Here is a 26,296-nt window from a genome sequence, read left to right on the forward strand (position 1 = left end):
AAAGCCGGTTTTTTCGTTCATCCAATTCGTCGTCAGTGGGTCACGATGGTCCATCGGTCCGTGTCGCGATGCTGGTCGAGCCCGATCGCTTCGAATTCATCGCGCGCCTCGCCTTTGGCGACGCCGAGATAGCGAAGCGCTTCGTTGATCGCATGGTCCGACACGACGAGCGGGCTAGCCGCACGGCCATCCGAAAAGAGCACATGTGCCTGGCAGCCGCTGCCGCCAAAGAATTCGGCTTCGATATAGGCGAGTGCAAATTGCACACTCAATTGTTGGCACAGCGATAGAAGTGCGGGCGGCAGCACCGTACCGTCGCCGTCCGTAAACGGACAGAACGGGATGTCGTGAGCCTTCCGGAATGCAGTGTGGAGCGGGATCATGTCGATGTCACCGCGCAGGCGAACGACGTGCAGCCCTTGCGGCAATGGCGCGGACGAAAACGCGCCGGATCTGGCGACAATGGCCTGAAGCGAATATGCCACGGTAACGGTTCCTGACATGGAGTCCGGGGAAGGCTGCCCCGACGATCGGTCAATCGGGCTACGCATCGGTGCAGCCGTTGACCGCGAATGACGATCTGACCGGGCGCGTGCGTTCGGCCCTGCGCCCGACCAACCGTCAAGCCGGCTTGCCCCAGCTGTCGCGCAGCCCGACGATCCGGTTGAACACCGGCTTGCCCGGCTTCGAATCGACCCGATCGGCGACGAAGTAGCCGTGACGCTCGAACTGCAGGCGCGTCTCCGGTGCGATGTCGTCATTGCCCGGTTCGATGTAGGCCTGCACGATCTTCTTCGAGTCGGGATTCAGCGCCTCGAGGAAGTTCGCGCCGCCCGCGTCCGGATGCGGCTCCTTGAACAGGCGGTCGTAGATCCGCACTTCGGCCGGCTGCGCATGCTTCGCGCTGACCCAGTGGATGTTGCCCTTGACCTTGTACGTGTTCGCGCCTTCGGTGCCCGACTTGCTGTCCGGGAAGTAGTTGCAGTGCACGGCCGTCACGTTGCCGTCGGCGTCCTTGTCGAAGCCCGTGCATTCGATCACGTAGCCGTAGCGCAGGCGCACCTTGTTGCCCGGGAACAGGCGGAAATAGCCCTTCGGCGGGTTCTCGACGAAGTCCTCGCGCTCGATCCACAGCTCGCGCGAGATCGGGAACGTGCGCACGCCGCGATCCGGGTGGTGCGGGTGCACGGGCGCCGTGCACGCTTCCTCGAGGTTTTCCGGGTAGTTGTCGATCACGAGCTTCAGCGGATCGAGCACGGCGACGGTACGCGCCGCCTTGTCGTCGAGGTCGTCGCGCAGCGCGCCTTCGAAGATGCTCATGTCGATCCACGAGTCGATCTTCGTCACGCCGATCCGCTCGCAGAACAGGTGGATGCTCTCCGGCGTGAAGCCGCGGCGGCGCACGCCGACGATCGTCGGCATCCGCGGGTCGTCCCAGCCGTCGACGTGGCCTTCGGTCACGAGCTGCAGCAGCTTGCGCTTGCTGGTGATCGCGTACGTGAGGTTCAGTCGCGAGAATTCGATCTGTTGCGGCAGCGGGCGCGTGAACATGCCGGCTTCCGCGAGTTCGTTCAGCACCCAGTCGTACAGCGGGCGGTGATCCTCGAATTCGAGCGTGCACAGCGAATGCGTGATGCCTTCGAGCGCATCCGAGATGCAGTGCGTGTAGTCGTACATCGGATACACGCACCATGCGTCGCCGGTGCGGTAGTGGTGCGCGTAGCGGATCCGGTAGATCACCGGGTCGCGCATGTTCATGTTCGGCGAAGCCATGTCGATCTTCGCGCGCAGCACGTGCTCGCCTTCCTTGAACTCGCCGGCCTTCATGCGGCGGAACAGGTCGAGGTTTTCTGCCGGCGTGCGATCGCGGAACGGCGACGGCTTGCCGCCTTCCGTCAGCGAGCCGCGGTTCGCGCGCATTTCATCGGCGCTCTGGCTGTCGACATAGGCCTTGCCGCGCTGGATCAGCAGCTCGGCGAACTCGTACAGCTTGTCGTAGTAGTCGCTCGCGAAGTACTGGTGATCGACCGCGTCCTTGCGCCAGTCGAAGCCGAGCCAGCGCACCGCGTCGACGATCGAATCGACGTACTCGACGCTTTCCTTTTCCGGGTTCGTATCGTCGAAGCGCAGGTGGCACACGCCACCGTAGTCGCGCGCGACGCTGAAGTTCAGGCAGATGCTCTTCGCATGGCCGATGTGCAGATAGCCGTTCGGCTCGGGCGGAAAGCGCGTCTCGACGCGGCCGCCCCATTTGCCGGTGCGGTTGTCGTCGTCGATGATGTTGCGGATGAAATTGGAAGCCGCGGGGGCGTCGTTGCGTTCGGTGCTCATGCGGATGGCGTCAGGTTGTGTCGGCGCGTCGCGCCGGTTTAATCCTGTGATTCTACCTGACCGGGGTCCGTCCCGCGCGGCTTGCGGCATGACGGGGGCGGGTTTCGACCGATTATCTCGATATTGTGTCGGCTGTAACACGACGTAAATCGGATTGCCCGTGCCGTTTGGCGTTGCCTATGATGGCTTCACCAAATCAATGCCGCCGTTCGGGATGCCGCGCGGCGGGAGGACAAAAAAATCATGATGAAGAAGACCACGTTTATCGTTCGTACCGCCGTGATCGTCGCGGCCCTGTCGCAACTCGGCGCGTGCGCCATGACGCATACGCAGCGCAATGCCGGTATCGGCGCAGCCGCCGGCGGCGCGCTCGGCTACCTGGTCACGGGCGGCCCGCTCGGCACGGTCGCCGGCGCCGCGGCAGGCGGTATCGTCGGCGCGAACGTGCGCTGACCGATGACATGACGCGAGCCGCCTGCACGGCGGCTCGACGTCCGGTCGCGACGCTGCGCTCGACGCGTCCCGACCCCACGCACATCCTTCCGGTATCAGACAGGCAGCATCAGGGAGGAACGGGTGTGCGACACTGCGCCGACGCACCATAACGATTTCACCCGTCGACGCACTTTCCATGAGCCGATTCCCCGTTCTCGTCCTGCCGGGCTACGCCAATTCGGGCCCGCTTCACTGGCAGAGCCGCTGGGAGCGTGCCGATGCACGCTTCTCGCGCGTCGCGATGCCCGACTGGGACCGCGCGTTCCGCAACGGCTGGTGTCTCGCGCTCGATCGCGCGGTCGAGGCCGCGCGCGGGCCGGTGCTGATTGCTGGCCATAGCCTCGGTACGCTGACCACTGCGTGGTGGGCGACGCGCTATGCGCGCCCGGCCGCGCTCGCCAAAGTGCGCGGCGCGCTGCTCGTCGCGTTGCCCGATCCCGACGGTCCCGCGTTTCCGGCCGACGCGCACGGCTTCGGGCCTGTGCCGTATGAACGGCTGCCGTTTCCAACCTGCGTCGTCGCCAGCAGCGACGATCCGTATGGCTCGCTCGCGTTCGCCCGCACCTGCGCGAATGCATGGGGCAGCGCCTTCCACGACATCGGCCCACGCGGCCACATCAACGCGGACAGCGGGCTCGGCGACTGGCCCGAAGCGCGCGGCTGGCTCGACGCGCTCGCCAATCGCGATTGAAAGATCGATTCACCGCTCGATGGATCGCGCGGGGCGGGGCGGCGGTTGAGGCCGCTGCCACGCCGGCCGTCCGCACCCGCACCACCTGCCGCGTTCAGATCGCCTGTTTCGCCCGCAGCGCGGCGATCTTCGCGTCGTCGTAGCCGAGCATGTCGCGCAGCACGTCGTCGGTCTGCGCGCCGAGCAGCGGCGGGGCCGTGCGTGCTTCGGGCGGCGTCGCGCTCATCCGGATCGGGTTGCGCACGAGCTTCGCGTCCGCGCCGCACGGGTGCGGCAGCGACACCTGCATCCCGCGCGCGACCACCTGCTCGTTGTCGAACACCTCGTCGAGATCGTTGATCGGGCCGCACGGCACGCCGGCTGCTTCGAGCGCACCGATCCAGTCGGCCTTGTCGCGCGCCTTCACCATTTCCGCGAGGATCGGCACCAGCGTGTCGCGATGGCGCACGCGCGACGGGTTCGTCGCGAAACGCTCGTCGTCCGCCAGCTCGGGCCGGCCGCCGGCCTCGACGAACTTGCGGAACTGCCCGTCGTTGCCGACCGCGACGATGATCCAGCCGTCGCGCGTCTGGAACGTCTGGTACGGCACGATGTTCGGATGCGCGTTGCCCCAGCGCACCGGCGGCTTGCCGCTCGCGAGGAAGTTGGTGTTCATGTTCGCGAGCAGCGCGACCTGCACGTCGAGCAGCGCCATGTCGATGTACTGGCCTTCGCCGGTCCGGTCGCGGTGCGCGAGCGCGGCGAGCACCGCGATCGTCGAGTAGAGGCCGGTCGCGAGGTCGGCGATCGCGACGCCGGCCTTCTGCGGGCCGCCGCCCGGCTCGCCGTCGCGCTCGCCGGTGATGCTCATGAAGCCGCCGATCCCCTGGATGATGAAGTCGTAGCCCGCGCGGTGCGCGTACGGGCCGGTCTGGCCGAACCCGGTGACCGAGCAGTAGACGAGGTCGGGCTTCACCGCGCGCAGCGAATCGTAGTCGAGCCCGTATTTCTTCAACTGGCCGACCTTGTAGTTCTCGAGCACGACGTCGCTCTGCGCGGCGAGCTCGCGCACGATCTGCTGGCCCTCGGGCGTCGCGATGTCGACCGTCACCGAGCGCTTGTTGCGGTTCGCCGCGAGGTAGTACGCGGCCTCGGCGGTATCCGCGCCGTCCGCGTCCTTCAGGTACGGCGGCCCCCAGTGGCGCGTGTCGTCGCCGGCGCCCGGGCGCTCGACCTTGATCACGTCCGCGCCGAAATCGGCAAGCGTCTGTGCGCACCACGGGCCCGCGAGCACGCGGGTGAGGTCCAGCACGCGGATATGGCTCAGGGCACCCATCGTCGAATCGTCTCCTTTCATGGCTCGCCTGGTCGGGCAGGGCCGGTTGGCATGCCGAGCATCTTAAGGCGAATCGGCTGCGGCAGTGGCCCGGCGCGCTCGTCCGCGGAGGCGGGCCGCCCGTACGGCCGCGCCGGCTGGGGCGCCGGTCTGTATCGTATAATCGATCGTTTACGATAACTGCCGCCGTGCGTCCGCGAGGACGGCCGGCGTTTGAAGCCGTCTCAGCCAGACACTCCCCGCACGCCATGAAAGCTGCCGAAATCCGCGAGAAATTCCTCAAATTCTTCGAATCGAAGGGCCACACGATCGTCCGCTCGTCGAGCCTCGTGCCCGGTAACGACCCCACGCTGATGTTCACGAACTCGGGCATGGTCCAGTTCAAGGACGTGTTCCTCGGCACGGACCCGCGTCCGTACTCGCGCGCCACGACGGCGCAGCGCAGCGTGCGCGCGGGCGGCAAGCACAACGACCTCGAGAACGTCGGCTACACGGCGCGCCACCACACGTTCTTCGAGATGCTCGGCAACTTCTCGTTCGGCGACTACTTCAAGCACGACGCGATCAAGTTCGCGTGGGAACTGCTGACCACGGTCTACCAGCTGCCGAAGGAGAAGCTGTGGGTCACGGTCTACCAGGAAGACGACGAGGCGTACGACATCTGGGCGAAGGAAGTCGGCGTGCCGACCGAGCGCATCATCCGCATCGGCGACAACAAGGGCGCGCGCTACGCGTCGGACAACTTCTGGACGATGGGCGACACCGGCCCGTGCGGCCCGTGCACCGAAATCTTCTACGACCACGGCCCGGACGTGTGGGGCGGCCCGCCGGGGTCGCCTGAGGAAGACGGCGACCGCTACATCGAGATCTGGAACCTCGTGTTCATGCAGTTCAACCGCGACGCGCAGGGCAACATGACGCGCCTGCCGAAGCAGTCGGTCGACACCGGCATGGGCCTCGAGCGTCTCGCCGCGGTGCTGCAGCACGTGCACAGCAACTACGAGATCGACCTGTTCCAGAACCTGATCAAGGCCGCCGCGCGCGTGACCGACATCAGCGACCTCACGAACAACTCGCTGAAGGTGATCGCCGATCACATCCGCGCGTGCTCGTTCCTGATCGTCGACGGCGTGATTCCCGGCAACGAAGGCCGCGGCTACGTGCTGCGCCGGATCGTGCGCCGCGCGATCCGCCACGGCTACAAGCTCGGCCGCAAGGGCTCGTTCTTCCACAAGCTGGTGGCCGACCTCGTCGCCGAGATGGGCACGGCCTATCCGGAGCTGAAGGAAGCCGAACAGCGCGTGACCGACGTGCTGCGCCAGGAGGAAGAGCGCTTCTTCGAGACGATCGAGCACGGCATGTCGATCCTCGAAGCCGCGCTGGCCGACGTCGAGGCGAAGGGCGGCAAGGTGCTCGACGGCGAACTTGCGTTCAAGCTGCACGACACCTACGGCTTCCCGCTCGACCTCACGGCCGACGTGTGCCGCGAGCGCGGGATGACGGTCGACGAGCCGGCATTCGACGACGCGATGGCGCGCCAGCGCGAGCAGGCGCGTGCGGCCGGCAAGTTCAAGGCCGCGCAGGGCCTCGAATACACGGGCGCGAAGACCACCTTCCACGGCTATGAAGAAATCGCGTTCGACGACGCGAAGGTCGTCGCGCTGTACGTCGACGGTTCGTCGGTCAACGAAGTGAAGACGGGCCAGGACGCGGTCGTCGTGCTCGACCACACGCCGTTCTACGCGGAATCGGGCGGCCAGGTCGGCGACCAGGGCGTGCTCGCGAACGCCGCGACGCGCTTCGCGGTAGCCGACACGCTGAAGGTGCAGGCCGACGTGATCGGTCACCACGGCACGCTGGAGCAGGGCACGCTGAAGGTCGGCGACGTGCTGCGCGCGGAAATCGACGCGCATCGCCGCGCCCGCACGCAGCGCAACCACTCGGCCACCCACCTGATGCACAAGGCGCTGCGCGAAGTGCTCGGCGCGCACGTGCAGCAGAAGGGTTCGCTGGTCGACGCGGAAAAGACCCGCTTCGACTTCGCGCACAACGCGCCGATGACCGACGACGAAATCCGTCGCGTCGAGCAGATCGTCAACAACGAGATCCTCGCGAACGCGCCGGGCATCGTGCGCGTGATGCCGTACGACGAAGCGGTGAAGGGCGGCGCGATGGCGCTGTTCGGCGAGAAGTACGGCGATGAAGTGCGCGTGCTCGACCTCGGTTTCTCGCGCGAGCTGTGCGGCGGCACGCACGTGCATCGCACCGGCGACATCGGCTTCTTCAAGATCGTCGTCGAAGGCGGCGTCGCGGCCGGCATCCGCCGCGTCGAGGCGATCACCGGCGACAACGCGGTGCGCTACGTGCAGGAACTCGACGCGCGCGTGAACGAAGCCGCGGCCGCGCTGAAGGCGCAGCCGTCGGAGCTCACGCAGCGTATCGCGCAGATGCAGGACCAGGTGAAGTCGCTCGAGAAGGAGCTGGGTGCGCTGAAGTCGAAGCTGGCGTCGAGCCAGGGCGACGAGCTCGCGCAGCAGGCGGTTGAAATCGGCGGCGTGTTCGTGCTGGCCGCGACGCTCGACGGCGCCGACGCGAAGACGCTGCGCGAAACGGTCGACAAGCTGAAGGACAAGCTCAAGAGCGCGGCGATCGTGCTGGCCGCCGTCGAAGGCGGCAAGGTCAGCCTGATCGCGGGTGTCACGCCCGACGCGAGCAAGAAGGTCAAGGCCGGCGAGCTCGTGAACTTCGTCGCGCAGCAGGTCGGCGGCAAGGGCGGCGGCCGTCCGGACATGGCGCAGGCAGGCGGCACCGAGCCGGCGAACCTGCCGGGCGCGCTGGCCGGCGTGAAGGGCTGGGTCGAAGCGCGGCTCTGATCGTCACGACCGATGTGATGCCGTCTCGTGGCGGCATCGCTTGAAACAAGAAAGACCCGATCGGCATCTGCCGGTCGGGTCTTTTTGTTGGTACGCGGGCACAACGCGTGCCGGCCGCCCGGCGATCAGGCCGGTACGGTGACTGGCGGCTTCGTTGCATCGTCCGGTTGTCGCGCGGCTTCGGTGAGCGCCTCGCGCAACGCGGCCAACGCCGCCGATGCATAACCCTGCCGCCACGCGAGCAGCGTATCGATGCCTTCCAGTTCGGGGATCACGTGCGCGGTGATGTTGCCGGTCTCGGGCTGCAGGTCGAGCACCGAACGCGGCGCGACCGCGATGCCGGCCCCCGCCGCGACGCACGCGACGATCGCGTGATACGACCCGAGTTCGAGCACGCGCGCCGGCTTGACGCCGTGCCCCGCGTACCACTGCTCGACGTACTTGCGATACGTGCAGCCGCGCTCGAACGCGATCAGCGTCGGCAGGATCACGTCGCGCGGCGTGCGCACCGGCGGGTGGCCGCGCGGCGTGAGCAGCACCAGGTCCTCGCGGAAGATCGGCACCGTCTCGAACGTGTCGGGGAGCGTCTCCGGCGCGGGCGGGCGGGCGAACAGCGCGGCGTCGATCTCGAAGTCGCGCACGCGGTCGATCAGCCAGCCCGTCGTGCCCGTCAGCAGCTCCAGCGACACGTCGGGCCACGCATGGTGATAGCGCGCGAGCACGGTCGGCAGGCGGCTCGCGGCCGTGCTTTCCATCGTGCCGAGCCGCAGCCGCCCGCGCGGCGTGTCCTCGCGTATGGCGTCGCGTGCCTCGTCGGCGAGCGCGAGCAGGCGCTCCGCATACGGCAGCAGCGTGTGCCCGGCCGGCGTCAGCACGAGCCGGCGGCCGTCGCGCACGAACAGCGCCGCGCCGAGTTCCTCCTCGAGCTGCTTGATGCGCGTCGTGACGTTCGACTGCACGCGATTGAGCTTGGCCGCCGCGCGCGTCACGCCGTTCTCGCGCACCACGGCCCGGAAAATCGCCAGCGCCGCCAGGTCCATGATTCTCTCCGAGCGATGATTGGATTCTCAATTATTCATTTTTCGAGAACGTTTGGTCAAGCTAGGATGGAAGCATTCCGATTTCCGATCCGGCCGGCGCGTTGAAGGCCGGCCCTTGCCGCCATGTCCCGCTCCGATACCCCGACCGCCGCCGCCGGCGCGCCTTTCGTCGATGATGCCGACCGCCGCGCCCGCACGGCCGCGCTGGCCTGCATGGTCGGCCTCGCGGTCGTGCTCGGCGTCGGCCGCTTTGCGTTCACGCCCTTGTTGCCGCTGATGCTCGCGGACGGCTCGATCGGCCTGAAGGCCGGCGGCTGGCTCGCGTCGGCGAACTACGCGGGCTACTTCGTCGGCGCGGTCAGTTGCGCGGCGCTGCGGGTGGCGCCCGCGCGCATGGTGCGCGTCGGGCTCGTGGCCACCGTGCTGCTTACCGCCGCGATGGGCGTCGGCCACCTGCTGCCGGTGTGGCTCGCGGTGCGTTTCGTCGCGGGCATCGTCAGCGCGTGGACGTTCGTGTTCGTGTCGCAATGGGGGCTGCGGCGGTTGGCCGACCTGCATGCGCCGGAGTGGAGCGGGGTGATCTATGCGGGCCCCGGCGTCGGCATCGTGGTGACGGGGCTGATCGGCAGCGCACTGGCCGGCCAGCGCGCGGCGTCGGGCTGGCTCGGTTTCGCCGCGCTGTCCGCGGTGCTGTCGGTCGTGATCTGGCGCACGTTTGCGGCCACCCCGGCGCACGCCGTCCCGTCGGGCGGCGCCGCGCCGCAGGCGGCCGCCGCAACCGCGTCGCACCACGCGCACAAGCGCCGCCATCGCGCGGACGCCGCTTGCCTCGTCGTGCTGTACGGCATGCCGGGCTTCGGCTACATCATCACCGCGACGTTCCTGCCGGTGATCGCGCGCGCGGCGCTGCCGGCCGGCTCGCCGTGGCCCGACCTGTTCTGGCCGATGTTCGGCGCGGCGCTGATCGTCGGCGCGATCACCGCCGCGCGGCTGCCCGGGCACTGGGACAACCGGCTGCTGCTGGCGGCCGGCTGCGCGACGCAGGCGCTCGGCATTGCCGCCGGGATCGTGTGGCCGAACGCGGCCGGTTTCTCGGTCGGCAGCGCGCTGCTCGGCCTGCCGTTCACCGCGATCACGCTGTTCGCGATGCGCGAGGCGCGGCGTCTGCACGGCGAGCGGGCCGCCGGGCTGATGGGCTATGCGACCGCGTCGTACGGGGTCGGGCAGATTCTCGGCCCGCTCGTCGCCGCGCCGCTGGCCGCGCGCTTCGGGTCGTTTTCCCCCGCGCTGTGGGTCGCGGTGGCCGCGCTGCTGCTGGGCGCCGCCGGTTTCGCGGCGACCGCCGCACGCGGGCGGCGGCAACCCTGACGTCGGCGGGGCCGGATCGTCTGCGGCACGGGCAAACTCGCTAGAATGAAGCCTTTCCCGCGCCGAGCGGGTGCGCGGGCAGCCGGCAGGCGGCCGTCCGGCGCCTGCCAGATTCCCATCGATGACCACCGCCGATTACCGCTTTTGCCCGCGCTGCGCGAGCCCGCTCACCGAGCGCGCCGATCCCGACCATGAAGGCGGCCGCCTTCGCCAGGCGTGCCCCGACGACACCTGCGGCTATGTGCACTGGAACAACCCGCTGCCCGTCGTCGCGGCGATCGTCGAGCTCGACGGCAAGATCCTGCTCGCGCGCAACGCGGCCTGGCCCGAAGGCATGTTCGCGCTGATCACCGGCTTCCTCGAGAACGGCGAGACGCCCGAGGACGGCATCGCGCGCGAGGTGTTCGAGGAAACGGCGCTGAAGGCCGAGCACGTGTCGCTGGTCGGCGTCTACGAATTCATCCGCAAGAACGAGCTGATCATCGCGTACCACGTGCGGGCGTCGGGCACGGTCGCGCTGTCGCCGGAACTGCTCGAATACAAGCTCGTCGATCCGCCGCTGCTGCGACCGTGGCGCGCCGGCACGGGCGTCGCGCTCGCCGACTGGATGCGGGCGCGCGGCCTCGATTTCGAATTCGTCGACCGGCCGGGGCAGTGACGGGCCGGCCCGTCAGCCGCGTTGCATCCGCCGTGCCGCGAGCGATCGCGGCGCGGCGTTCCGCTTCTCGCCGGCGCGCCGTGTCATGCGGCCGCTGCGCTTCGCCCACCTCGCTTCCCTCGTCCTGACCGCCATCGCCATGTCCGACAAGCCGCAACCACGCCCGCGCGACGCCTATCGCCACTTCCTGCCGATCACGACCCGCTGGATGGACAACGACGTCTACGGGCACGTGAACAACGTCGTCTACTACAGCTACTTCGACACGGTCGTGAACGAATACCTGATCCGCGCCGGCGTGCTCGACGTCGAGCACGGGCAGACGATCGGCCTCGTGGTCGAGACGCAGTGCAACTACTTCGCGCCGCTCGTGTTCCCGCAGTCGGTCGACGCCGGCTTGCGGGTCGTGAAGCTCGGCACGTCGAGCGTGCGCTACGAGGTCGGGCTGTTCGCGCAGGGCGACGCCACGCCCGCCGCGCAGGGGCACTTCGTGCACGTGTACGTCGATCGCGGCACGCGCCGGCCGGTGCCGCTGCCCGATGCGCTGCGCGCCGCGCTCGAGCCGCTCGCGGCCTGACGGCGCGGTGCACGCGTTCGCGCTCCAGGCCTTCAACGGCCTCAGCTACGGCTTGCTGCTGTTCATGCTGTCGGCCGGCCTCACGCTGATCTTCAGCGTGCAGGGCGTGCTCAATTTCGCGCATGCGAGCTTCTACATGCTCGGCGCGTACGTCGGCTACAGCATCGCGGCCGGCGCGGGCTTCTGGCCCGCGCTGGTGCTCGCGCCGCTCGCGGTCGGGCTGCTCGGCGCCGGCTGCGAACGCATGCTGCTGCGCCGCGTGCAGGCGCGCGGCCATACGAGCGAACTGCTGCTGACCTTCGGCCTCGCATACCTGATCGGCGAGGGCGCGAAACTCGTGTGGGGCCTCGCGCCGCTGCCGGCGCCCGTGCCGGCGCTGTTCGACGGCGCGCCCGTGACCGTGTTCGGCCTCGCGCTGCCGCGCTACCGGCTGTTCATGATGGGGATGTCCACGGCGATGCTGGTCGCGCTCGGCGCGCTGCTGCGCGCGTCGCGCATCGGGCTCGTCGTGCGCGCGGCGCTCACGCACCGCGCGGCCGTCGAGGCGCTCGGCTACGACGTGCCGCGCGTGATGACGGCGCTGTTCGGCGCGGGCACCGCGCTCGCGGCGCTGGCCGGCGTGATCGGCGCGCCGCTCGCGGTGATCGAACCCGCGCTGGCCGAAACGGTCGGGTCGGTCGTGTTCGCGGTCGTCGTGATCGGCGGGCTCGGCTCGCTCGGCGGCGCGTTCGCGGCGTCGCTCGCGGTCGGCTTCGCGCAGACCTTCGCGGCCGCGAGCGACACGTCGCTGCGCGACCTCACGGAATGGGCGGGCATCGCGCTGCCCGACAGCATGGCCGCGGTGTCGATCGCGCAGCTGGCGCCGCTGGTGCCGTACCTGCTGCTCGTCGCGGTGCTGGTCGCGCGGCCGCGCGGGCTGTTCGGCGAGCGTGCCGATGCGTAACCGCATGCTCGCCGGCGTGATGCGCTGGTCTCTGTTCTCCGCCTGCGTCGTGCTGCCCGCGTGGCTGTGGCCGCATGGCGCGGTGCTCGGCTATCTCGCACAGACGGCCGCGCTCGTCGTGCTCGCCCTGTCGTACAACCTGCAGCTCGGCACGACCGGGCTGCTGTCGTTCGGGCACGCGGCGTTCGCGGGCCTCGGCGCGTTCGCGGCCGCGCACTGGTTCAACCACTTTGGCGGCCCGCTGCCGCTGTTGCCGCTCGTCGGCGGCGTGGCCGGCGCCGGTTTCGGCTTTGCCGCCGGGCTGCTCGCGACGCGCCGCTCGGGCACCGCGTTCGCGATGATCACGCTCGGGCTCGGCGAATGCGTCGCGGCCGCCGCGTGGAGCGTGCCGGCCTGGTTCGGCGGAATCGGCGGCGTGCCGATCGACCGCGCGAGCGGCACGCCGTGGGGCGGCTGGCATTTCGGCGCGCCCGGCCAGGCGTATGCGGTGATCGCCGCGTGGTGCCTCGCGTCGGCGTGGGCGATGCATGCGCTGACGCGCACGCCGCTCGCGCGACTCGCGAATGCGGTGCGCGACAACCCGGTGCGCGTGGCCGCGCTCGGGTCCGATCCGCGCCGCGTGCGGCTCGCGATGGTCACCTGCGCGTCGTTCTTCGCCGGCGTCGCCGGCACGCTGACGCTGATCGACGTCGAGATCGCGACGCCCGACAGCGTATCGATGGCGCGCTCGGCGACCGTGCTGATCGCCGCGGTGATCGGCGGCACCGGCGCGTTCTTCGGGCCGGCGGCCGGTGCGGCCGTGCTCACGGTGCTGAGCATCGTCGTCGCGGGCGTGTCGCGCGCGTGGGCGCTGTATCTCGGCGTGCTGTTCGTCGTGGTCGTCGTGGCCGCGCCGCGCGGGATCGCCGGGATCGTGCAAGCGCTCGCGCAGGCATTGCGGCGCGGCGCGCCGGCGGCCGAGCGGTGGCGCATGCTGTGCGCGGTCGGTGCGTGCGTGTTCTGGGGCGTCGCTGTCGTCTGCGCGGCCGAGCTCGGCTACGCGTGGCGCTTCGCGCAGGACGACGGCGCGGGCTTCGCGTTCGGCGCCTGGAGCGTCGACGCCGATACGCCGGCCGGTTGGGCCGTCGCGTGCTCCGCGTTCGGCATCGGCACGCTGCTGTGGGGCTGGCGCACGCGGCTCGCGCCGGGCGGGCAAGCCGGCAAGCGGGAGGACGGGCGATGAACGGCAACGCGATCGCGCTGCACGGCGTGGTGCAGCGCTTCGGCGCGCAGACGGTGCTCGACGGCGTCGAACTGAGCATCGCGGCCGGCGAGCGTCATGCGCTGATCGGGCCGAACGGCGCGGGCAAGTCGACGCTGTTCGGCGTGATCGCCGGTGCGGTGCGGCCCACGCGCGGGCGCGTCGTGCTGCATGGCGTCGAGCTGCGCGGGCGCGGGCCGGTCGTCGCGAGCCGGCTCGGCATCGGCCGCAGTTTCCAGCAGACGAGCGCGTTCGCGCGGCTGACCGTGTTCGACAACCTGCGCTGCGCGGCGCTGCATGCGCCGGCTGAGCGGCGGCGCTGGTGGAACCGGCTGCGCGAAGCGGCGTCGGTCGATCTCGCGGCCGCTCGCGTGCTGCACGACATCGGCCTCGATGCGCACCGCGACACGCTGGCCGGCGAACTGAGCTATGCGGAACAGCGCGCGCTCGATCTCGGGATCGCACTCGCGAGCGGCGCGCGCACGCTGCTGCTCGACGAGCCGACGGCCGGGATGAGCCGCGCGCAGGCGGCGCGGATGATCGCGCTGATTCGTGCGACGACGCAGGGGCGCACGGTCCTGCTGATCGAACACGACATGGATGCGGTGTTCGGTTTCGCCGAACGCATCACGGTGCTCGTGCGCGGCTCGGTGGTCGCGACCGGCGCGCCCGATGCGATCCGCGCCGATCCGGCCGTGCGCGCCGCCTATCTGGGCGAGGGCGGCCCATGAGCGCGCTGCTCGACATTCGCGACCTGCGCGCATGGTACGGGCTGCAACCCGTGCTCGACGGCGTCGATCTCGCGCTGGCGCCAGGCGAGACGCTCGCGCTGCTCGGCCGCAACGGCTCGGGGCGCTCGACGCTCGCGAAGGCCGTGATGGGGCTCGTGCGCACGGCCGGCTCGGTGCGCATCGGCGGCGCCGAATGCGTGGGGGCGCGCACGTTCGAGATCGCGCGGCGCGGCGTTGCTTACGTCGCCGAAAGCCGCGACGTGTTTCCGCTGCTGACGGTACGCGACAACCTGCGGCTCGGGCTGCGCGGCGTCAGCGGCGTGGCCGAACGCACGGCGCTCGAACGGCTGTTCGACCGCTTTCCGTTGCTGGCCGCGCGCGCGGACGTGAAAGCGGGGCGGCTGTCGGGCGGCGAGCAGCAGGTGCTCGCGCTGGTGCGGGCGCTGGCCGGCCGCCCGCGCGTGCTGATCGTCGACGAACCGGCCGAAGGGCTCGCGCCGCTCGCCGTCGACGAAGTCGGCGCGTGCCTCGCCGCGCTGCAGGCCGACGGGGTCGCGATCGTGCTGATCGAGCAGCGGCTGCAGTTCGCGCCGCGGCTCGCGCGGCGCGTCGCGGTCATGGGGCGCGGGCGGATCGTCTATGACGGCGCGCTCGACGGCCTGGGCGGCGAGGTCGCGAACGCGTGGCTGAGCGCCGGCTGACGGCGCGCGAGCGATTGTTCGGAAAACTCCGCCAGTCAATTCGCGTCGAGCCGCTTTATCGCCGCAGTACCGCACAGTAAATTGCCAGTCATACCGGTTGCATATCGACGCAACGATGCAACGACGCAACGACGCAACGACGCAACAGCGCGGCAGCCGGCACCCTCCATCGAAAGTCTTCTGACTGAGGAATGAAATCATGAGCAAGCTGGCAAACAAGGTCGCGATCGTCACGGGCGGATCGAAGGGCATCGGCGCGGCGATCGCGAAGGCACTGGCAGCGGAAGGCGCGTCGGTGGTCGTCAACTACGCGAGCAGCAAGGCAGGCGCCGATGCGGTCGTGAGCGCGATCGTCGAAGCCGGCGGCCGCGCGGTCGCGGTTGGCGGCGACGTGTCGAAGGCAGCCGACGCGCAGCGCATCGTCGATACGGCGATCGACACGTACGGACGTCTGGACGTGCTCGTCAACAATTCCGGCGTGTACGAATTCGCGCCGATCGAAGCGATCACCGAAGAGCACTACCGCCGGCAGTTCGACACGAACGTGTTCGGCGTGCTGCTGACCACGCAGGCCGCGGTCAAGCACCTCGGCGAAGGCGCGAGCATCATCAACATCAGCTCGGTGGTGACCAGCATCACGCCGCCCGCCAGCGCCGTGTACAGCGGCACCAAGGGCGCGGTCGACGCGATCACCGGCGTGCTCGCGCTCGAACTCGCGCCGCGCAAGATCCGCGTGAACGCGATCAACCCGGGGATGGTCGTGACAGAAGGCACGCACAGCGCGGGCATCATCGGTTCCGATCTCGAAGCGCAGGTGCTCGGCCAGACGCCGCTCGGCCGCCTCGGCGAGCCGGACGACATCGCGTCGGTGGCCGTGTTCCTCGCGTCGGACGATGCACGCTGGATGACCGGCGAGCATCTCGTCGTGAGCGGCGGGTTGAACTGAGCCGGCGAGGGCGGTGCAGCGGCGCGCGTGCGCCGATCGCGCCGCCCGTATCGTTACGCGTGCATCGCGAGCGCGTAACGGCCGACGTGCCACTGCAGGCTCTCGACGACGAGCGCGTGATTGTGCTCGGAGTCGAGTCCCGCGATCGTCATCGCGCCGACGATGCCGGCCCCGGCGATCCGCAACGGCACGCCGCCGCCGTCGAGCGCATAGTCGTCATCCGACAGCCCCTGTGACTGCAGTGACCAGCCGGCGCGGCGAAACCGCTCGCCGACCGCGAGCGAACTCAGGCCGAAGCGCAATACCGTGTTTTGCCGCCGGCGGATCGCGTCGCTGTTGCCGGCATCGCTGCCGTCGAGCGCGCAGTAGAACAGCGGCGCCTGCTCGCCGACGATGCTCACCGCGATCGGCAGCCCGCGGCGCGACGCAAGGTTGACAGCGATTTCACCCATCCGGCGGGCGACCGCTGCGTCGAAGCGCGGCAGCGCCGGGTTCGACGCGTCGTCGTCGAAGGGATGGGGTTCGAGGCGAAAGAGGGTCGTCACCATGGCGGCTCCGTGGCGTCGCCGGCGCTGGGTGCGCGTGCCGGGCGTCGCATCGTCACGGGCCGCGCGCGGGCCCGTCTTTCCATCAGCGCTTCGGGGCGTCGAGCATCCATTCGTGCGCGGGATCGTTCTTGAACGCCCACGCGCGGCTCGGGCCGGCCATCACGTTCAGGTAGTACAGGTTGTAGCCGTGCGGCGCGACCACCGGGTGGTAGCCGCGCGGCACCATCACGACGTCGTGGTCCTCGACCGCGCACGCTTCGTCGAGGCTGCGGTCGTCCGTGTACACGCGCTGGAACGCGAAACCCTGCGGCGGATCGATCCGGTGGTAATAGGTTTCCTCGAGCGACGTTTCGTCAGGCGCCGCGTCGCGGTCGTGCTTGTGCGGCGGATAGCTGCTCGAATGGCTGGCCGGCGTGACGACTTCGACCACGAGCAGCCGGTCGGCCGCCGGGTTGTCGCCCATCAGGATGTCGCACACGTAGCGCGTGTTGGTGCCTTGCCCGCGTACCGAGCGCCGCATCCGCTCGCCGTCGAGGCGTTGCACGCGCTTGTCGCCGCTCGCGTACGGCGCGGTGCACAGCGCGATTTCCGCATCGCGCGTCGCGACCAGCGTGACCGTCTTGCCGCCCGGCACGTACAGCGCGTCCGGCGATACATCCTCGAAGACGCTGTCGCGCTTGCCGAGCTCATCGTAGGTGGCACCGTCGACCTCCGCGCGTACAGTGCCGGTGAGCACGACGACGCACAGCTCGCGCGCGCCGGTGTCGAGCGTTTCGGTGTCGCCGGCCTTCAGGCGCAGCGCACGGAAGCCGACGTGCTTCCAGCCGGCCGATTCGGGCGTGACGTTGCAGATCTCGCGGTCGGCCGAGGCCTTGATCAGCAGGGGAGAAATCGTCATGGGGTGGGGCTCCGCAACAGGGTGGGGCTCATGCGTTCACGCGCTTACGCGCTCAACCGGTCGACGATCGCGCGCAGCGATTCGTAACCCTTCTTCGCATACGCATAGCTTGGCGCGACGGCCGGATCCTGCTCGGCCTCGACGACGAGCCAGCCTTCGTAGCCGGCGTCCTTCAGCGTGTGCAGCGTCGCCTCGTAGTCGAGCGCGCCGTCGCCCGGCACGGTGAAGGTGCCGTTGATCACGCCGTTCAGGAAGCTCCAGCCGTCGTTGCGCGCCTGCGTGACGACCTGCGGTCGCACGTCCTTGCAATGCACGTGAACCACGCGCGACACATGCTTCTTCAGCAGCGTGACCGGGTCGGCCGCGCCGCCGAAATACGCGTGGCCGGTATCGAACAGCAGGAATACCTTCGCCGGGTCGGTCAGCGCCATCAGCCGGTCGACGTCGTCGGGCGACTCGACGTACGCGCCCATGTGGTGATGGTAGGCAAGCTTGATGCCGTACGTGTCGAGCAGGTGCGCGCCGAACGCGTCGAGGCGCGCCGCGTAGCGTCGCCAGGCTGCGTCGTCGACGAAGCGCGGCCGCTTCGCGACCGGCATGTCGATGTTGCCCTGGATCGTGCCCGCGCATTCGCCGTACACGACGACCTTCACGTCGTTGACCCGCAGCTTCGTCAGGTGTGCACGGCAGCGCTCGATCTCGGCGGCGACCGCATCGGCGTCGCTCATGCCCGGCTCGACCTCGGCGAGGAAGCCCGAATACCAGCCCGACACGCACACGAGCCCGAACTCGGCGAGCTTCGCCTTCAGCTCGGGGCCCGTCTTCGGAAACTTGTTGCCGAGCTCGAAGCCCGCGTAGCCGATTTCGGCGCCTTCCTTCAGCGCCGTTTCGAGCGGTGTCTCGCCGCCGAGCGACGGCAGGTCGTCGTTCATCCACGACAGGGGATTGATACCGATGCGGACGTTCCAGCTCATGACGTGCTTCCTTGGTTCGGATGTGTTGTTCGCGGGGAGGGTGCGTGGGCCGTGCGCGCGATCAGCGCCGCTGCCGGGTCTTCGCATCGAGATACGCGCGGTGCGCCGCGTCGACGCCGGCACGCTCGGATACTTGCGGCACCGCGACTTCCCACCATGCGCCGCCGTCGTCGGTTGTGCGCCGGTGCGTGGTGTCGATCACGAGCACCTGGCTCGTCGTCGCCGCGCGGGCGCGTTTCATCTCGCTGCGCAGCTCGCCGATGTCGCGCACGTGCACGGCTTCGGCGCCCATCGCGCGCGCATGCATCGCGAAATCGATCGTCGAGCGCTCACCGCCTTCCGGCACGCAGTCGTCGAGCATGTTGTTGAAGCTCGCGCCGCCGCAATTCAGTTGCAGCCGCTCGATGCAGCCGTAGCCGCGGTTGTCGAGGATCACGACGATGAGCTTGCGGCCGAGCATCACCGACGTCGCGAGTTCCGCGTTGAGCATCATGTACGAGCCGTCGCCGACGATCACGATCACTTCGCGTTCGGGCCGCGCGAGTTTCGCGCCGAGGCCGCCCGCGACCTCGTAGCCCATGCACGAGTACGCATAGTCCATGTGGTAGTTGCCCGCCACGCCGCTGCGCCACAGTTTGTGCAGTTCGGCCGGCAGCGTGCCGGCCGCGCACACGACGAGGTCGTCGCGCGCGCTGTCGCGTCCCGCGTCGGCCGCGGAGTCGCGCACCGCGCCGATCACTTCGGCGTCGTACGGCAGCGTGTCGGTCGGCACGCGCGTCGTGAGTTCGGTCACGCGCGCGTTCCACGCGGCCGCCTGATCGCGGTTGCTTGCGGTCCACGCCGGATCGGCGCGCCAGCCGGCCAGTGCGGCCGACAACTGGCCGAGGCCCGTGCGCGCATCGGCCACCAGTTGCCGGCCGCGCTTCTTGCCCGCGTCGAACGGCTGCACGTTCAGGCTCAATAGCGTCGCATTGCCGTAGAGCGCATGCGAGCCGGTCGTGAAGTCCTGCAGCCGCGTGCCGACCGCGAACACCACGTCGGCCTGCGCGGCCGCACGGTTCGCGGCCGGCGAGCCCGTCACGCCGATCGACCCGAGATTCAACGGATGGTCCCACGCGAGGCTGCCCTTGCCGGCCTGCGATTCGGCGACCGGCACGCCATGCGTATCGGCGAACGCGCGCAGCGCATCCCATGCCTGGCTGTACAGCACGCCGCCGCCCGCGACGATCAGCGGCTTCTTCGCGGCCTTCAGCACGTCGAGCGCATCGGCGAGTTCGAGCGCGTCGGCCGGCGGCCGGCGCATCCGGATCACCGGCGGCGCGAAGAAATCCTCGGGCCAGTCGTATGCGAAGGTCTGCACGTCCTGCGGCAGCGCGAGGCACACGGGGCCGCACTGCGCGGGGTCGGTCATCACCTGGATCGCGCGCGGCAACGCGACGAGCAGCTGCTCGGGCGACGTGATGCGGTCGAAGTAGCGCGTCACCGGCCGGAAGCAGTCATTCGCGCTGACGTCGCCCTGTTCGAAATCCTCGACCTGCTGCAGCACCGGGTCGGGCAGCCGCGACACGAACACGTCGCCGGGAAGCAGCAACAGCGGCAGCCGGCCGACGTGCGCGAGCGCGGCCGACGTCAGCATGTTGGTCGCGCCGGGGCCGATGCTCGACGTCGCGGCCATCATCCGCTGGCGGAAATTCGCTTTCGCGAATGCGACGGCCGCATTGGCCATCCCTTGCTCGTTGTGGGCGCGGAAGGTCGGCAGGCGGTCCTTTTCCGCGTGCAGCGCCTCGCCGAGCCCGGCCACGTTGCCGTGGCCGAAGATCGCGAACACGCCGCCGCAGTACGGCAGGATCTCGGTGCGGCCGTCGGGCTGGACGACTTCGGCGCGCAGGGCGGCCAGGTAGCGCACGAGCGCCTGGCTGACGGTCAGTCTCACGGTAGAGGTCATGTCGGTCGGTGAAGAGGAAAGGGTCATCGCAGGCGCCGCGTCAGGCCGCGGCGGCGCGGGCGGCCGCGGCACGGCGGCCGAGCCACGCGTCGACCAGCTGCGCGAAGTTGCCGGCGACTTCGTCGATCAGCGCCTGGTCGTCGATCCGGCCGGCGAACCAGTTCAGCGACGCGTCGGCCCACAGCGTGCGCCCGACCATGAAGCCCTTGACGATCGGGTTGGTCGCCGAGCGGAAGCTGTCGACGAGGTATTGCAGCGGCTGGTTCAGCCCGAGGATCACGGCGCCCCGGCAATACGGGTCGCGCTCGGCGATCAGCGCGGCGAGCCGCGTCCAGCCGTCGGCGGTGAGCGGCGTGAGCTTCCACCATTCGGGCTTCACGCCGAGGTTGTAGAAGCGCGCGATCGTGCGCAGCACCGCATCGTCCTCGGTGCCGGCCGGCGTGACCGCGCGCGGCGGAATCATTTCCAGCAGCAGTTCGTTGCCGCTGGCGCGCGTGGCTTCCCACAGCTCCAGCACGCGCTGCTCCTGTTCGACGCGCAGGTCGACCGGGTCGTCCGGGTGATAGTGCACGAGGCACTTCACGACCTGTTCGGTCGGCCAGTGCGTGAGCGACGAGCCGACCGAGCGCGTTTCGTCGAAGCGCAGCGGCCGCGAGCCCGGCAGCTCGACCGGGCGGCCGACCCACCAGCCGCGTCCGGTCGCCGACGCCAGCGCGTCGCTGCCGTAGCCGCCGCCGTCGATCAGCACGCCCACATGGCCTTCGATGTGGCGATCGCGCTCGACCTGTTCGACCGCGCGCACGAGCAGGCGCTTCAGCGTCTTGATCCGCGCTTCGTCCGCGCCGGCCTGCACCGCGAGTTCATAGAACTGGCTGCGATGGTCGAACGCCATCACGCACAGGTCGTCCCATTCGCGGCGCGGCACCGTCACGCGATGCAGGTGCGCGAGCGTGTGGTCGGCGTCGACCACCGGATTGCGGCTGCCGTCGAACCAGTGGGCCAGCTCGGCCGGCGTCGGCATCGCGGCGGAGCATGCATGGCGCGACACGACGATCGCGCCGCACGCGTTCGCGATGCGCGTCGACTCGGCCCAGTCGCGCCCGCGCAGCAGCCCCGACAGCAGGCCCGACAGGAACGCATCGCCCGCGCCGAGCACGTTGAGCACCTCGACGCGCTCGCCGAGACAGGTCGGCGCATCGTCGATGCGGGCGGGAATGTCGCCCTCGATCACGCAGCAGCCGAGCGCGCCGCGCTTGACGACCAGCGTCGCGTTCGTGATCTTGCGCACCGCCTGCAACGAGCCGATCACGTCGTGCGGCACGCCGCCCGCGATCAGGAATTCCTCCTCGGTGCCGACCAGCAGGTCGAATTCGCCGAGCACCTGCTGCAGCTGCCGCGTCACCTGCGCGTCCGGCACGTAGCGGTTTTCGCCCGCGCCGCGCGCGGTCAGCCCCCACAGCACCGGCCGGTAGTCGATGTCGAGGATCCGCACGACACCATGGCGGCGCGCATAGCCGAGCGCGGTCAGCGACGCCTCGCGCGTGCCCGGCGTCGACAGGTGCGTGCCGGTGATCGCGAGCGCGCGGCAGCCGGCGATGAAGTCCTCGCTGATCTCGTCGGCGCGCACGGCCATGTCCGCGCAGTTCTCGCGCACGAACAGCAGCGGGAACGTGTCGCGGTCCTTCAGCCCGAGCAGCACCAGCGCGGTGAGGCGCTCGCGGTCGGTCTGCAGCTGGCTCGTGTCGCAGCCTTCGCGCTCGAGCGTCTCGCGCAGGAAGCGGCCCATCTGTTCGTCGCCGACGCGCGAGATCATCGCGGTCTTCAGCCCGAGCCGGGCCACGCCGAACGCGACGTTGCCGGACGAGCCGCCGAGATACATCTGGAAACTGCGCGCGTCTTCCAGGCGGCTGCCGTACTGCTGCGCATAGAGATCCACGGCCACGCGGCCGAGGCAGGCGAGATCGATGGGGCGGTCACTCGGAAAGGTCAGCAGGCTCATATCACGTGTCACGCTCGCGGCCGGCGTTCGGCGATGCCGGCAGATTAGGGGACCGAACCTCGGGCGACGCTTCGCATCGTGTGCTGCACGACGCGGGACTGCCTGCCGCAAGGAATCGGGCTACGGAACGGAGTCTAGACTTTTTGGAAATCCAGTTCCCTAGGTGAAATCACGTAGAAATAAATTTCCAAATTTTCGAGGAAGTGATCTACAGTTTCATCCGGATGCTTCAGTCCGTATCGGCTTCGATCGGACTCGGCCCGGCGGCGCGCAACGCGCCGTCTTCCGCCCCCCGGAGATGAGGAGACAGATTGATCATGAAGACCAAGCTGATGGCCGTCGCGGCCGCCGCGATCCTGGCAGCGCCGCTCGCGCATGCCGAGAAGATCGGCGTGACGATGGCGTCGTTCGACGACACGTTCCTGACCATCCTGCGCAACAGCATCGCCGATTCGGCGAAGAAGGACGGCGCGACGGTGCAGATCGAGGACGGCGGCAACGACGTCGGCAAGCAGTTGAGCCAGGTCCAGAACATGATCGCGCAGAAGGTCGACGCGATCATCGTGAACGCGGTCGATACCGACGCGACGCCGAAGATCACCAAGATGGTGACGGCGGCCAAGATTCCGCTCGTCTACGTGAACCGCAAGCCGGTCGATTTCGACAAGCTGCCGGCCGGCGTCGCGGTGGTCGCGTCCGACGAGAAGCAGTCGGGCACGCTGCAGGCGCGCCAGGTGTGCAAGCTGCTCGGCGGCAAGGGCGACCTCCTCGTGCTGATGGGCGAGCTGTCCAACGAATCGGCGCGCGCCCGCACCAAGGACATCGAGGACGTGATCGCGACGAAGGATTGCGCGGGCATGAAGATCGTCGACAAGCGCGAGGGCAAGTGGAGCCGCACGCAGGGCCAGGACATCACGATGAACTGGCTGAGCTCCGGCACGAAGTACGACGCGATCATCTCCAACAACGACGAGATGGCGATCGGCGCGATCAACGCGCTGAAGGCCGCGCGCAAGTGGACGCCGAAGACGATCGTCGCCGGCATCGACGCGACGCCGGACGGCCTGGCGTCGATGAAGAGCGGCGAGCTGAAGGTGTCGGTGTACCAGAACGCATCCGGGCAGGGGCAGCAGGCCGTCGCGGCCGCGCTCAAGCTCGCGAAGAAGCAGTCTGTCGACCGCTACGTGAACGTGCCGTTCGAGCTCGTGACGCCCGAGAACATGAACCAGTACGCGAAGCATTGACCGGTGATCCGTTGAATGGCGCGGGCCCGGCACGACCGGGTTCGCGCACGACTTGTCGAGGAACGTCCATGTTTACAGCCAGAGTCGCGCGCCCGATGGCCGGCGACGATGCGCGGGCCGCTTCGTCCGGCTCGACCGGCGCGTCGGCCCCGCCGGCTTCTTCCGCGGCCGACTGCGTGCTCGAGGTGCGCGGTGTCGGCAAGTCCTTTCCGGGCGTCGTCGCGCTCGACGGCGTGCAGTTCCGCGTGCGCCGCGGCACCGTCCACGCGCTGATGGGCGAGAACGGCGCGGGCAAGTCGACGCTGATGAAGATCATTGCCGGCGTCTACACGCCCGACCAGGGCGAGATCCTGATCAACGGCGAGCCGGTCGTGCTGAACGGCCCGCTCGATGCGCTCGACCGCGGCATCGCGATGATCCACCAGGAACTCAACCTGATGCCGTACATGACGGTCGCGGAGAACATCTGGATCCGCCGCGAACCGAAGAACCGTTTCGGCCTGATCGATCACGCCGCGCTGCGCCGCCAGACGGCCGAGCTGTTCGAACGGCTGTCGATCGACATCGATCCGGAAACCGACGTGCGCACGCTGACCGTCGCGAGCCGCCAGATGGTCGAGATCGCGAAGGCCGTGTCGTTCGACTCCGACGTGCTGATCATGGACGAGCCGACTTCCGCGCTGACCGACAAGGAAGTCACGCACCTGTTCCGGATCATTCGCCAGCTGCGCGAGCAGGGCAAGGGCATCGTCTACATCACACACAAGATGAACGAGCTGTTCGAGATCGCCGACGAGTTCTCGGTGTTCCGCGACGGCAAGTACATCGGCACGCATGCATCGAGCGACGTCACGCGCGACGACATCATCCGCATGATGGTCGGGCGCGAGATCACGCAGATGTTCCCGAAGGAAGAGGTGCCGATCGGCGACGTCGTGCTGTCGGTGCGGAACCTCGGCGTCGACGGCGTGTTCCGCGACGTGAGCTTCGAGCTGCGCGCGGGCGAGATCCTCGGCGTGGCCGGCCTCGTCGGCTCGGGGCGCTCGAACGTCGCGGAGGCGCTGTTCGGCGTCGTGCCGGCCACGTCGGGCGAGATCCGGATCGACGGCAAGCCGGTGCGCATCACGACGCCCGCGCAGGCGATGAAGCACGGGATGGCCTTTCTCACCGAAGACCGCAAGGACACCGGCTGCTTCCTGAATCTCGACCTGCTCGCGAACATGGAAGCGGCGGTGCTCAGCCACCGCTACGTGAAGTTCAATTTCGTGCAGCAGGCGCAACTGAAGCGCGACTGCGAGGAAATGAGCCGGATGCTGCGCGTGAAGTCGCCCGGGTTGCACGAGGAAATCCAGAACCTGTCGGGCGGCAACCAGCAGAAGGTGCTGATCGGCCGGTGGCTGCTCACGCAGCCGCGCATCCTGATCCTCGACGAACCGACGCGCGGCATCGACGTCGGCGCGAAGGCCGAGATCCACCGGCTCGTCAGCGCGCTCGCCGGCAAGGGCGTCGCGGTGCTGATGATCTCGTCGGAGATGCCGGAAGTGCTGGGAATGAGCGATCGCGTGATGGTGATGCACGAAGGGCGCATGACCGGCATCGTCGATCGCAAGGACGCCGACCAGGTCCGCATCATGGATCTCGCGTCGCGCTGAGCCGAACCAAGATTGGAGACAAAGCAATGGGCAACCTGAACCCGGTCGCGGATGCGCAGACCATGACCCTCAAGACGCGGCACACGAAGTGGCCGCCCGAGCTGAGCATCTTCCTCGTGCTCGTCGGCATCAGCCTGTTCTTCGAGATCGTCGGCTGGATCGTCGTCGGCCAGAGCTTCCTGTTCAACACCGAGCGGCTCGAGATCATCGTGCTGCAGATGGCCGTGATCGGCATCATCGCGGTCGGCGTGAACCTCGTGATCATCACCAGCGGGATCGACCTGTCGTCGGGCTCGGTCGTGGCCGCCGCGGCGGTCGTCTCGGCGAGTCTCGCGCAGGTGTCCGACTTCCCGCGCGCGGTGTTTCCGCACCTGACCGACCTGCCGATCATCTGGCCCGTGCTGGCCGGCGTGTGCGTCGGGCTGCTGGTCGGCCTGCTGAACGGCTCGCTGATCGCGATGACGGGCATCCCGCCGTTCATCGCGACGCTCGGCACGATGGTGGCCGCGCGCGGCTTCGCGAAGTGGTTCACCAACGGGATGCCGGTGTCGATGCTGACCGACCAGTTCGCGGCCATCGGCGCGGGCGCCAACCCGGTGATCATCTTTCTCGTGATCGCCGCGATCTTCCACGTCGTGCTGCGCTACACGCGCTTCGGCAAGTACACCTATGCGATCGGTGCGAACCGGCACGCGGCCGTCGTGTCGGGCATCAACGTCACGCGCCACCTGATCTTCGTCTACGCGATCGCGGGCCTGCTGAGCGGGATCGCCGGCACCGTGACGGCCGCGCGCGCGATCTCCGGCCAGTCGGGCATGGGCGTGATGTACGAGCTCGATGCGATCGCGGCGGTCGTGATCGGCGGCACGTCGCTGTCGGGCGGCCTCGGCCGCGTGACGGGCACCGTGATCGGCGTGCTGATCCTCGGCGTGATGACGTCGGGCTTCACATTCATCCGCATCGACGCGTATTACCAGGAGATGGTCAAGGGCGCGATCATCGTCGCGGCCGTGATCGCCGACCAGTACCGCAACAAGAAGAAGCGCCGCTGACCCTTCGTGCATCGCAGATCGAGGGTGGCACGTGCCGCCGCCTTCGCCTGGAACCCGCCACCGTCGAGGATATTC

Annotated in this window: 23 protein-coding genes; 14 read left to right on the forward strand and 9 right to left on the reverse strand. The window is 69.0% G+C overall.

Features of this window, described 5'->3' with window-relative positions:
• Positions 1-32 precede the first annotated feature (32 nt).
• Entirely contained in the window at positions 33-485 is a 453-nt protein-coding gene (locus tag QZM35_RS18705; RefSeq protein WP_143329824.1) for a hypothetical protein, read from the reverse strand.
• Between the two features lie 136 nt (positions 486-621).
• Complete coding sequence (locus QZM35_RS18710) at positions 622-2,331, reverse strand: glutamine--tRNA ligase/YqeY domain fusion protein (RefSeq protein ID WP_301776593.1); 1,710 nt, start codon at positions 2,329-2,331, stop codon at positions 622-624.
• A 243-nt stretch (positions 2,332-2,574) separates the two neighbouring features.
• Here QZM35_RS18710 and QZM35_RS18715 point away from each other — a divergent pair, with 243 nt between their 5' ends.
• Positions 2,575-2,784, forward strand: coding sequence for an ornithine acetyltransferase (locus tag QZM35_RS18715; RefSeq protein ID WP_011351716.1), 210 nt, complete (start codon positions 2,575-2,577; stop codon positions 2,782-2,784).
• 178 nt (positions 2,785-2,962) lie between these two features.
• A complete protein-coding gene (locus tag QZM35_RS18720; RefSeq protein ID WP_089425150.1) occupies positions 2,963-3,517 on the forward strand; it encodes an alpha/beta hydrolase in 555 nt (184 codons plus the stop codon).
• A 94-nt stretch (positions 3,518-3,611) separates the two neighbouring features.
• Here the strand turns inward: QZM35_RS18720 and QZM35_RS18725 are convergent, their stop codons facing one another.
• On the reverse strand, positions 3,612-4,832 hold the full coding sequence (locus QZM35_RS18725; RefSeq protein ID WP_089425151.1) for a CaiB/BaiF CoA-transferase family protein: 1,221 nt from the start codon (positions 4,830-4,832) through the stop codon (positions 3,612-3,614).
• A 248-nt stretch (positions 4,833-5,080) separates the two neighbouring features.
• Here QZM35_RS18725 and alaS point away from each other — a divergent pair, with 248 nt between their 5' ends.
• On the forward strand, positions 5,081-7,705 hold the full coding sequence (gene alaS, locus QZM35_RS18730) for an alanine--tRNA ligase (RefSeq protein WP_301776594.1): 2,625 nt from the start codon (positions 5,081-5,083) through the stop codon (positions 7,703-7,705).
• Between the two features lie 125 nt (positions 7,706-7,830).
• On the opposite strand, the gene QZM35_RS18735 is transcribed toward alaS, so the two are convergent.
• On the reverse strand, positions 7,831-8,745 hold the full coding sequence (locus QZM35_RS18735; protein ID WP_089430954.1) for a LysR family transcriptional regulator: 915 nt from the start codon (positions 8,743-8,745) through the stop codon (positions 7,831-7,833).
• A gap of 123 nt (positions 8,746-8,868) precedes the next feature.
• Between QZM35_RS18735 and QZM35_RS18740 the strand changes: the two genes are divergently transcribed.
• The 8 genes from QZM35_RS18740 (at position 8,869) to QZM35_RS18775 (ending at position 15,909) form a co-directional block, all read left to right on the forward strand.
• Positions 8,869-10,113 (forward strand): YbfB/YjiJ family MFS transporter, encoded by a 1,245-nt coding sequence (locus tag QZM35_RS18740; protein ID WP_174975606.1) that lies wholly within the window; start codon positions 8,869-8,871, stop codon positions 10,111-10,113.
• A 121-nt stretch (positions 10,114-10,234) separates the two neighbouring features.
• The gene (locus tag QZM35_RS18745) at positions 10,235-10,771 is read left to right on the forward strand and encodes an NUDIX domain-containing protein (RefSeq protein ID WP_089425155.1); all 537 of its coding nucleotides are present in this window, start codon (positions 10,235-10,237) and stop codon (positions 10,769-10,771) included.
• A gap of 139 nt (positions 10,772-10,910) precedes the next feature.
• Complete coding sequence (locus QZM35_RS18750) at positions 10,911-11,348, forward strand: thioesterase family protein (protein WP_089425894.1); 438 nt, start codon at positions 10,911-10,913, stop codon at positions 11,346-11,348.
• A 7-nt stretch (positions 11,349-11,355) separates the two neighbouring features.
• A complete protein-coding gene (locus tag QZM35_RS18755; protein WP_089425895.1) occupies positions 11,356-12,291 on the forward strand; it encodes a branched-chain amino acid ABC transporter permease in 936 nt (311 codons plus the stop codon).
• The gene (locus QZM35_RS18760; RefSeq protein WP_174975605.1) at positions 12,284-13,513 is read left to right on the forward strand and encodes a branched-chain amino acid ABC transporter permease; all 1,230 of its coding nucleotides are present in this window, start codon (positions 12,284-12,286) and stop codon (positions 13,511-13,513) included. Before QZM35_RS18755 ends, QZM35_RS18760 begins: the two co-directional genes overlap by 8 nt.
• A complete protein-coding gene (locus tag QZM35_RS18765; RefSeq protein ID WP_301776595.1) occupies positions 13,510-14,262 on the forward strand; it encodes an ABC transporter ATP-binding protein in 753 nt (250 codons plus the stop codon). The genes QZM35_RS18760 and QZM35_RS18765 overlap by 4 nt, the downstream gene beginning before the upstream one ends.
• Positions 14,259-14,963: an ABC transporter ATP-binding protein gene (locus QZM35_RS18770; RefSeq protein ID WP_089425158.1), complete on the forward strand. Its 705-nt coding sequence runs from the start codon at positions 14,259-14,261 to the stop codon at positions 14,961-14,963. The genes QZM35_RS18765 and QZM35_RS18770 overlap by 4 nt, the downstream gene beginning before the upstream one ends.
• A 199-nt stretch (positions 14,964-15,162) precedes the next feature.
• Positions 15,163-15,909, forward strand: a complete 747-nt coding sequence (locus QZM35_RS18775) for an SDR family NAD(P)-dependent oxidoreductase (RefSeq protein ID WP_089425159.1) — start codon at positions 15,163-15,165, stop codon at positions 15,907-15,909.
• 53 nt (positions 15,910-15,962) lie between these two features.
• On the opposite strand, the gene QZM35_RS18780 is transcribed toward QZM35_RS18775, so the two are convergent.
• From QZM35_RS18780 to iolC, 5 genes are all read right to left on the reverse strand, one after another.
• A complete protein-coding gene (locus QZM35_RS18780) occupies positions 15,963-16,457 on the reverse strand; it encodes a heme-degrading domain-containing protein (protein ID WP_301776596.1) in 495 nt (164 codons plus the stop codon).
• A gap of 82 nt (positions 16,458-16,539) precedes the next feature.
• Positions 16,540-17,355, reverse strand: coding sequence for a 5-deoxy-glucuronate isomerase (gene iolB, locus QZM35_RS18785; RefSeq protein ID WP_301776597.1), 816 nt, complete (start codon positions 17,353-17,355; stop codon positions 16,540-16,542).
• Positions 17,356-17,399: 44 nt separating this feature from the next.
• The gene (gene iolE, locus QZM35_RS18790; RefSeq protein ID WP_301776598.1) at positions 17,400-18,329 is read right to left on the reverse strand and encodes a myo-inosose-2 dehydratase; all 930 of its coding nucleotides are present in this window, start codon (positions 18,327-18,329) and stop codon (positions 17,400-17,402) included.
• A 61-nt stretch (positions 18,330-18,390) separates the two neighbouring features.
• Positions 18,391-20,274, reverse strand: coding sequence for a 3D-(3,5/4)-trihydroxycyclohexane-1,2-dione acylhydrolase (decyclizing) (iolD, locus tag QZM35_RS18795; RefSeq protein WP_301776599.1), 1,884 nt, complete (start codon positions 20,272-20,274; stop codon positions 18,391-18,393).
• Positions 20,275-20,314: 40 nt separating this feature from the next.
• A complete protein-coding gene (iolC, locus tag QZM35_RS18800) occupies positions 20,315-22,273 on the reverse strand; it encodes a 5-dehydro-2-deoxygluconokinase (protein ID WP_301776600.1) in 1,959 nt (652 codons plus the stop codon).
• Between the two features lie 317 nt (positions 22,274-22,590).
• Here iolC and QZM35_RS18805 point away from each other — a divergent pair, with 317 nt between their 5' ends.
• The 3 genes from QZM35_RS18805 (at position 22,591) to QZM35_RS18815 (ending at position 26,221) form a co-directional block, all read left to right on the forward strand.
• The gene (locus tag QZM35_RS18805; protein ID WP_089425165.1) at positions 22,591-23,517 is read left to right on the forward strand and encodes a sugar ABC transporter substrate-binding protein; all 927 of its coding nucleotides are present in this window, start codon (positions 22,591-22,593) and stop codon (positions 23,515-23,517) included.
• Between the two features lie 68 nt (positions 23,518-23,585).
• Complete coding sequence (locus tag QZM35_RS18810) at positions 23,586-25,169, forward strand: sugar ABC transporter ATP-binding protein (RefSeq protein WP_089430966.1); 1,584 nt, start codon at positions 23,586-23,588, stop codon at positions 25,167-25,169.
• Between the two features lie 26 nt (positions 25,170-25,195).
• Positions 25,196-26,221, forward strand: a complete 1,026-nt coding sequence (locus tag QZM35_RS18815; protein WP_089425167.1) for an ABC transporter permease — start codon at positions 25,196-25,198, stop codon at positions 26,219-26,221.
• Positions 26,222-26,296 lie beyond the last annotated feature (75 nt).

Source organism: Burkholderia sp. AU45274 (assembly GCF_030482505.1).
In the GTDB taxonomy this organism is placed as follows: domain Bacteria; phylum Pseudomonadota; class Gammaproteobacteria; order Burkholderiales; family Burkholderiaceae; genus Burkholderia.

Coding starts and splice junctions, on each gene's coding strand:
- QZM35_RS18810 (WP_089430966.1), top strand. CDS start 23,586: ATGTTTACAGCCAGAGTCGCGCGCCCGATGGCCGGCGACGATGCGCGG.
- QZM35_RS18770 (WP_089425158.1), top strand. CDS start 14,259: ATGAGCGCGCTGCTCGACATTCGCGACCTGCGCGCATGGTACGGGCTG.
- QZM35_RS18725 (WP_089425151.1), bottom strand. CDS start 4,832: ATGGGTGCCCTGAGCCATATCCGCGTGCTGGACCTCACCCGCGTGCTC.
- QZM35_RS18720 (WP_089425150.1), top strand. CDS start 2,963: ATGAGCCGATTCCCCGTTCTCGTCCTGCCGGGCTACGCCAATTCGGGC.
- QZM35_RS18715 (WP_011351716.1), top strand. CDS start 2,575: ATGATGAAGAAGACCACGTTTATCGTTCGTACCGCCGTGATCGTCGCG.
- QZM35_RS18805 (WP_089425165.1), top strand. CDS start 22,591: ATGAAGACCAAGCTGATGGCCGTCGCGGCCGCCGCGATCCTGGCAGCG.
- QZM35_RS18760 (WP_174975605.1), top strand. CDS start 12,284: ATGCGTAACCGCATGCTCGCCGGCGTGATGCGCTGGTCTCTGTTCTCC.
- iolD (WP_301776599.1), bottom strand. CDS start 20,274: ATGACCTCTACCGTGAGACTGACCGTCAGCCAGGCGCTCGTGCGCTAC.
- QZM35_RS18750 (WP_089425894.1), top strand. CDS start 10,911: ATGTCCGACAAGCCGCAACCACGCCCGCGCGACGCCTATCGCCACTTC.
- iolE (WP_301776598.1), bottom strand. CDS start 18,329: ATGAGCTGGAACGTCCGCATCGGTATCAATCCCCTGTCGTGGATGAAC.
- QZM35_RS18710 (WP_301776593.1), bottom strand. CDS start 2,331: ATGAGCACCGAACGCAACGACGCCCCCGCGGCTTCCAATTTCATCCGC.
- QZM35_RS18745 (WP_089425155.1), top strand. CDS start 10,235: ATGACCACCGCCGATTACCGCTTTTGCCCGCGCTGCGCGAGCCCGCTC.
- QZM35_RS18780 (WP_301776596.1), bottom strand. CDS start 16,457: ATGGTGACGACCCTCTTTCGCCTCGAACCCCATCCCTTCGACGACGAC.
- QZM35_RS18775 (WP_089425159.1), top strand. CDS start 15,163: ATGAGCAAGCTGGCAAACAAGGTCGCGATCGTCACGGGCGGATCGAAG.
- alaS (WP_301776594.1), top strand. CDS start 5,081: ATGAAAGCTGCCGAAATCCGCGAGAAATTCCTCAAATTCTTCGAATCG.
- QZM35_RS18765 (WP_301776595.1), top strand. CDS start 13,510: ATGAACGGCAACGCGATCGCGCTGCACGGCGTGGTGCAGCGCTTCGGC.
- iolB (WP_301776597.1), bottom strand. CDS start 17,355: ATGACGATTTCTCCCCTGCTGATCAAGGCCTCGGCCGACCGCGAGATC.
- iolC (WP_301776600.1), bottom strand. CDS start 22,273: ATGAGCCTGCTGACCTTTCCGAGTGACCGCCCCATCGATCTCGCCTGC.
- QZM35_RS18735 (WP_089430954.1), bottom strand. CDS start 8,745: ATGGACCTGGCGGCGCTGGCGATTTTCCGGGCCGTGGTGCGCGAGAAC.
- QZM35_RS18815 (WP_089425167.1), top strand. CDS start 25,196: ATGGGCAACCTGAACCCGGTCGCGGATGCGCAGACCATGACCCTCAAG.
- QZM35_RS18740 (WP_174975606.1), top strand. CDS start 8,869: ATGTCCCGCTCCGATACCCCGACCGCCGCCGCCGGCGCGCCTTTCGTC.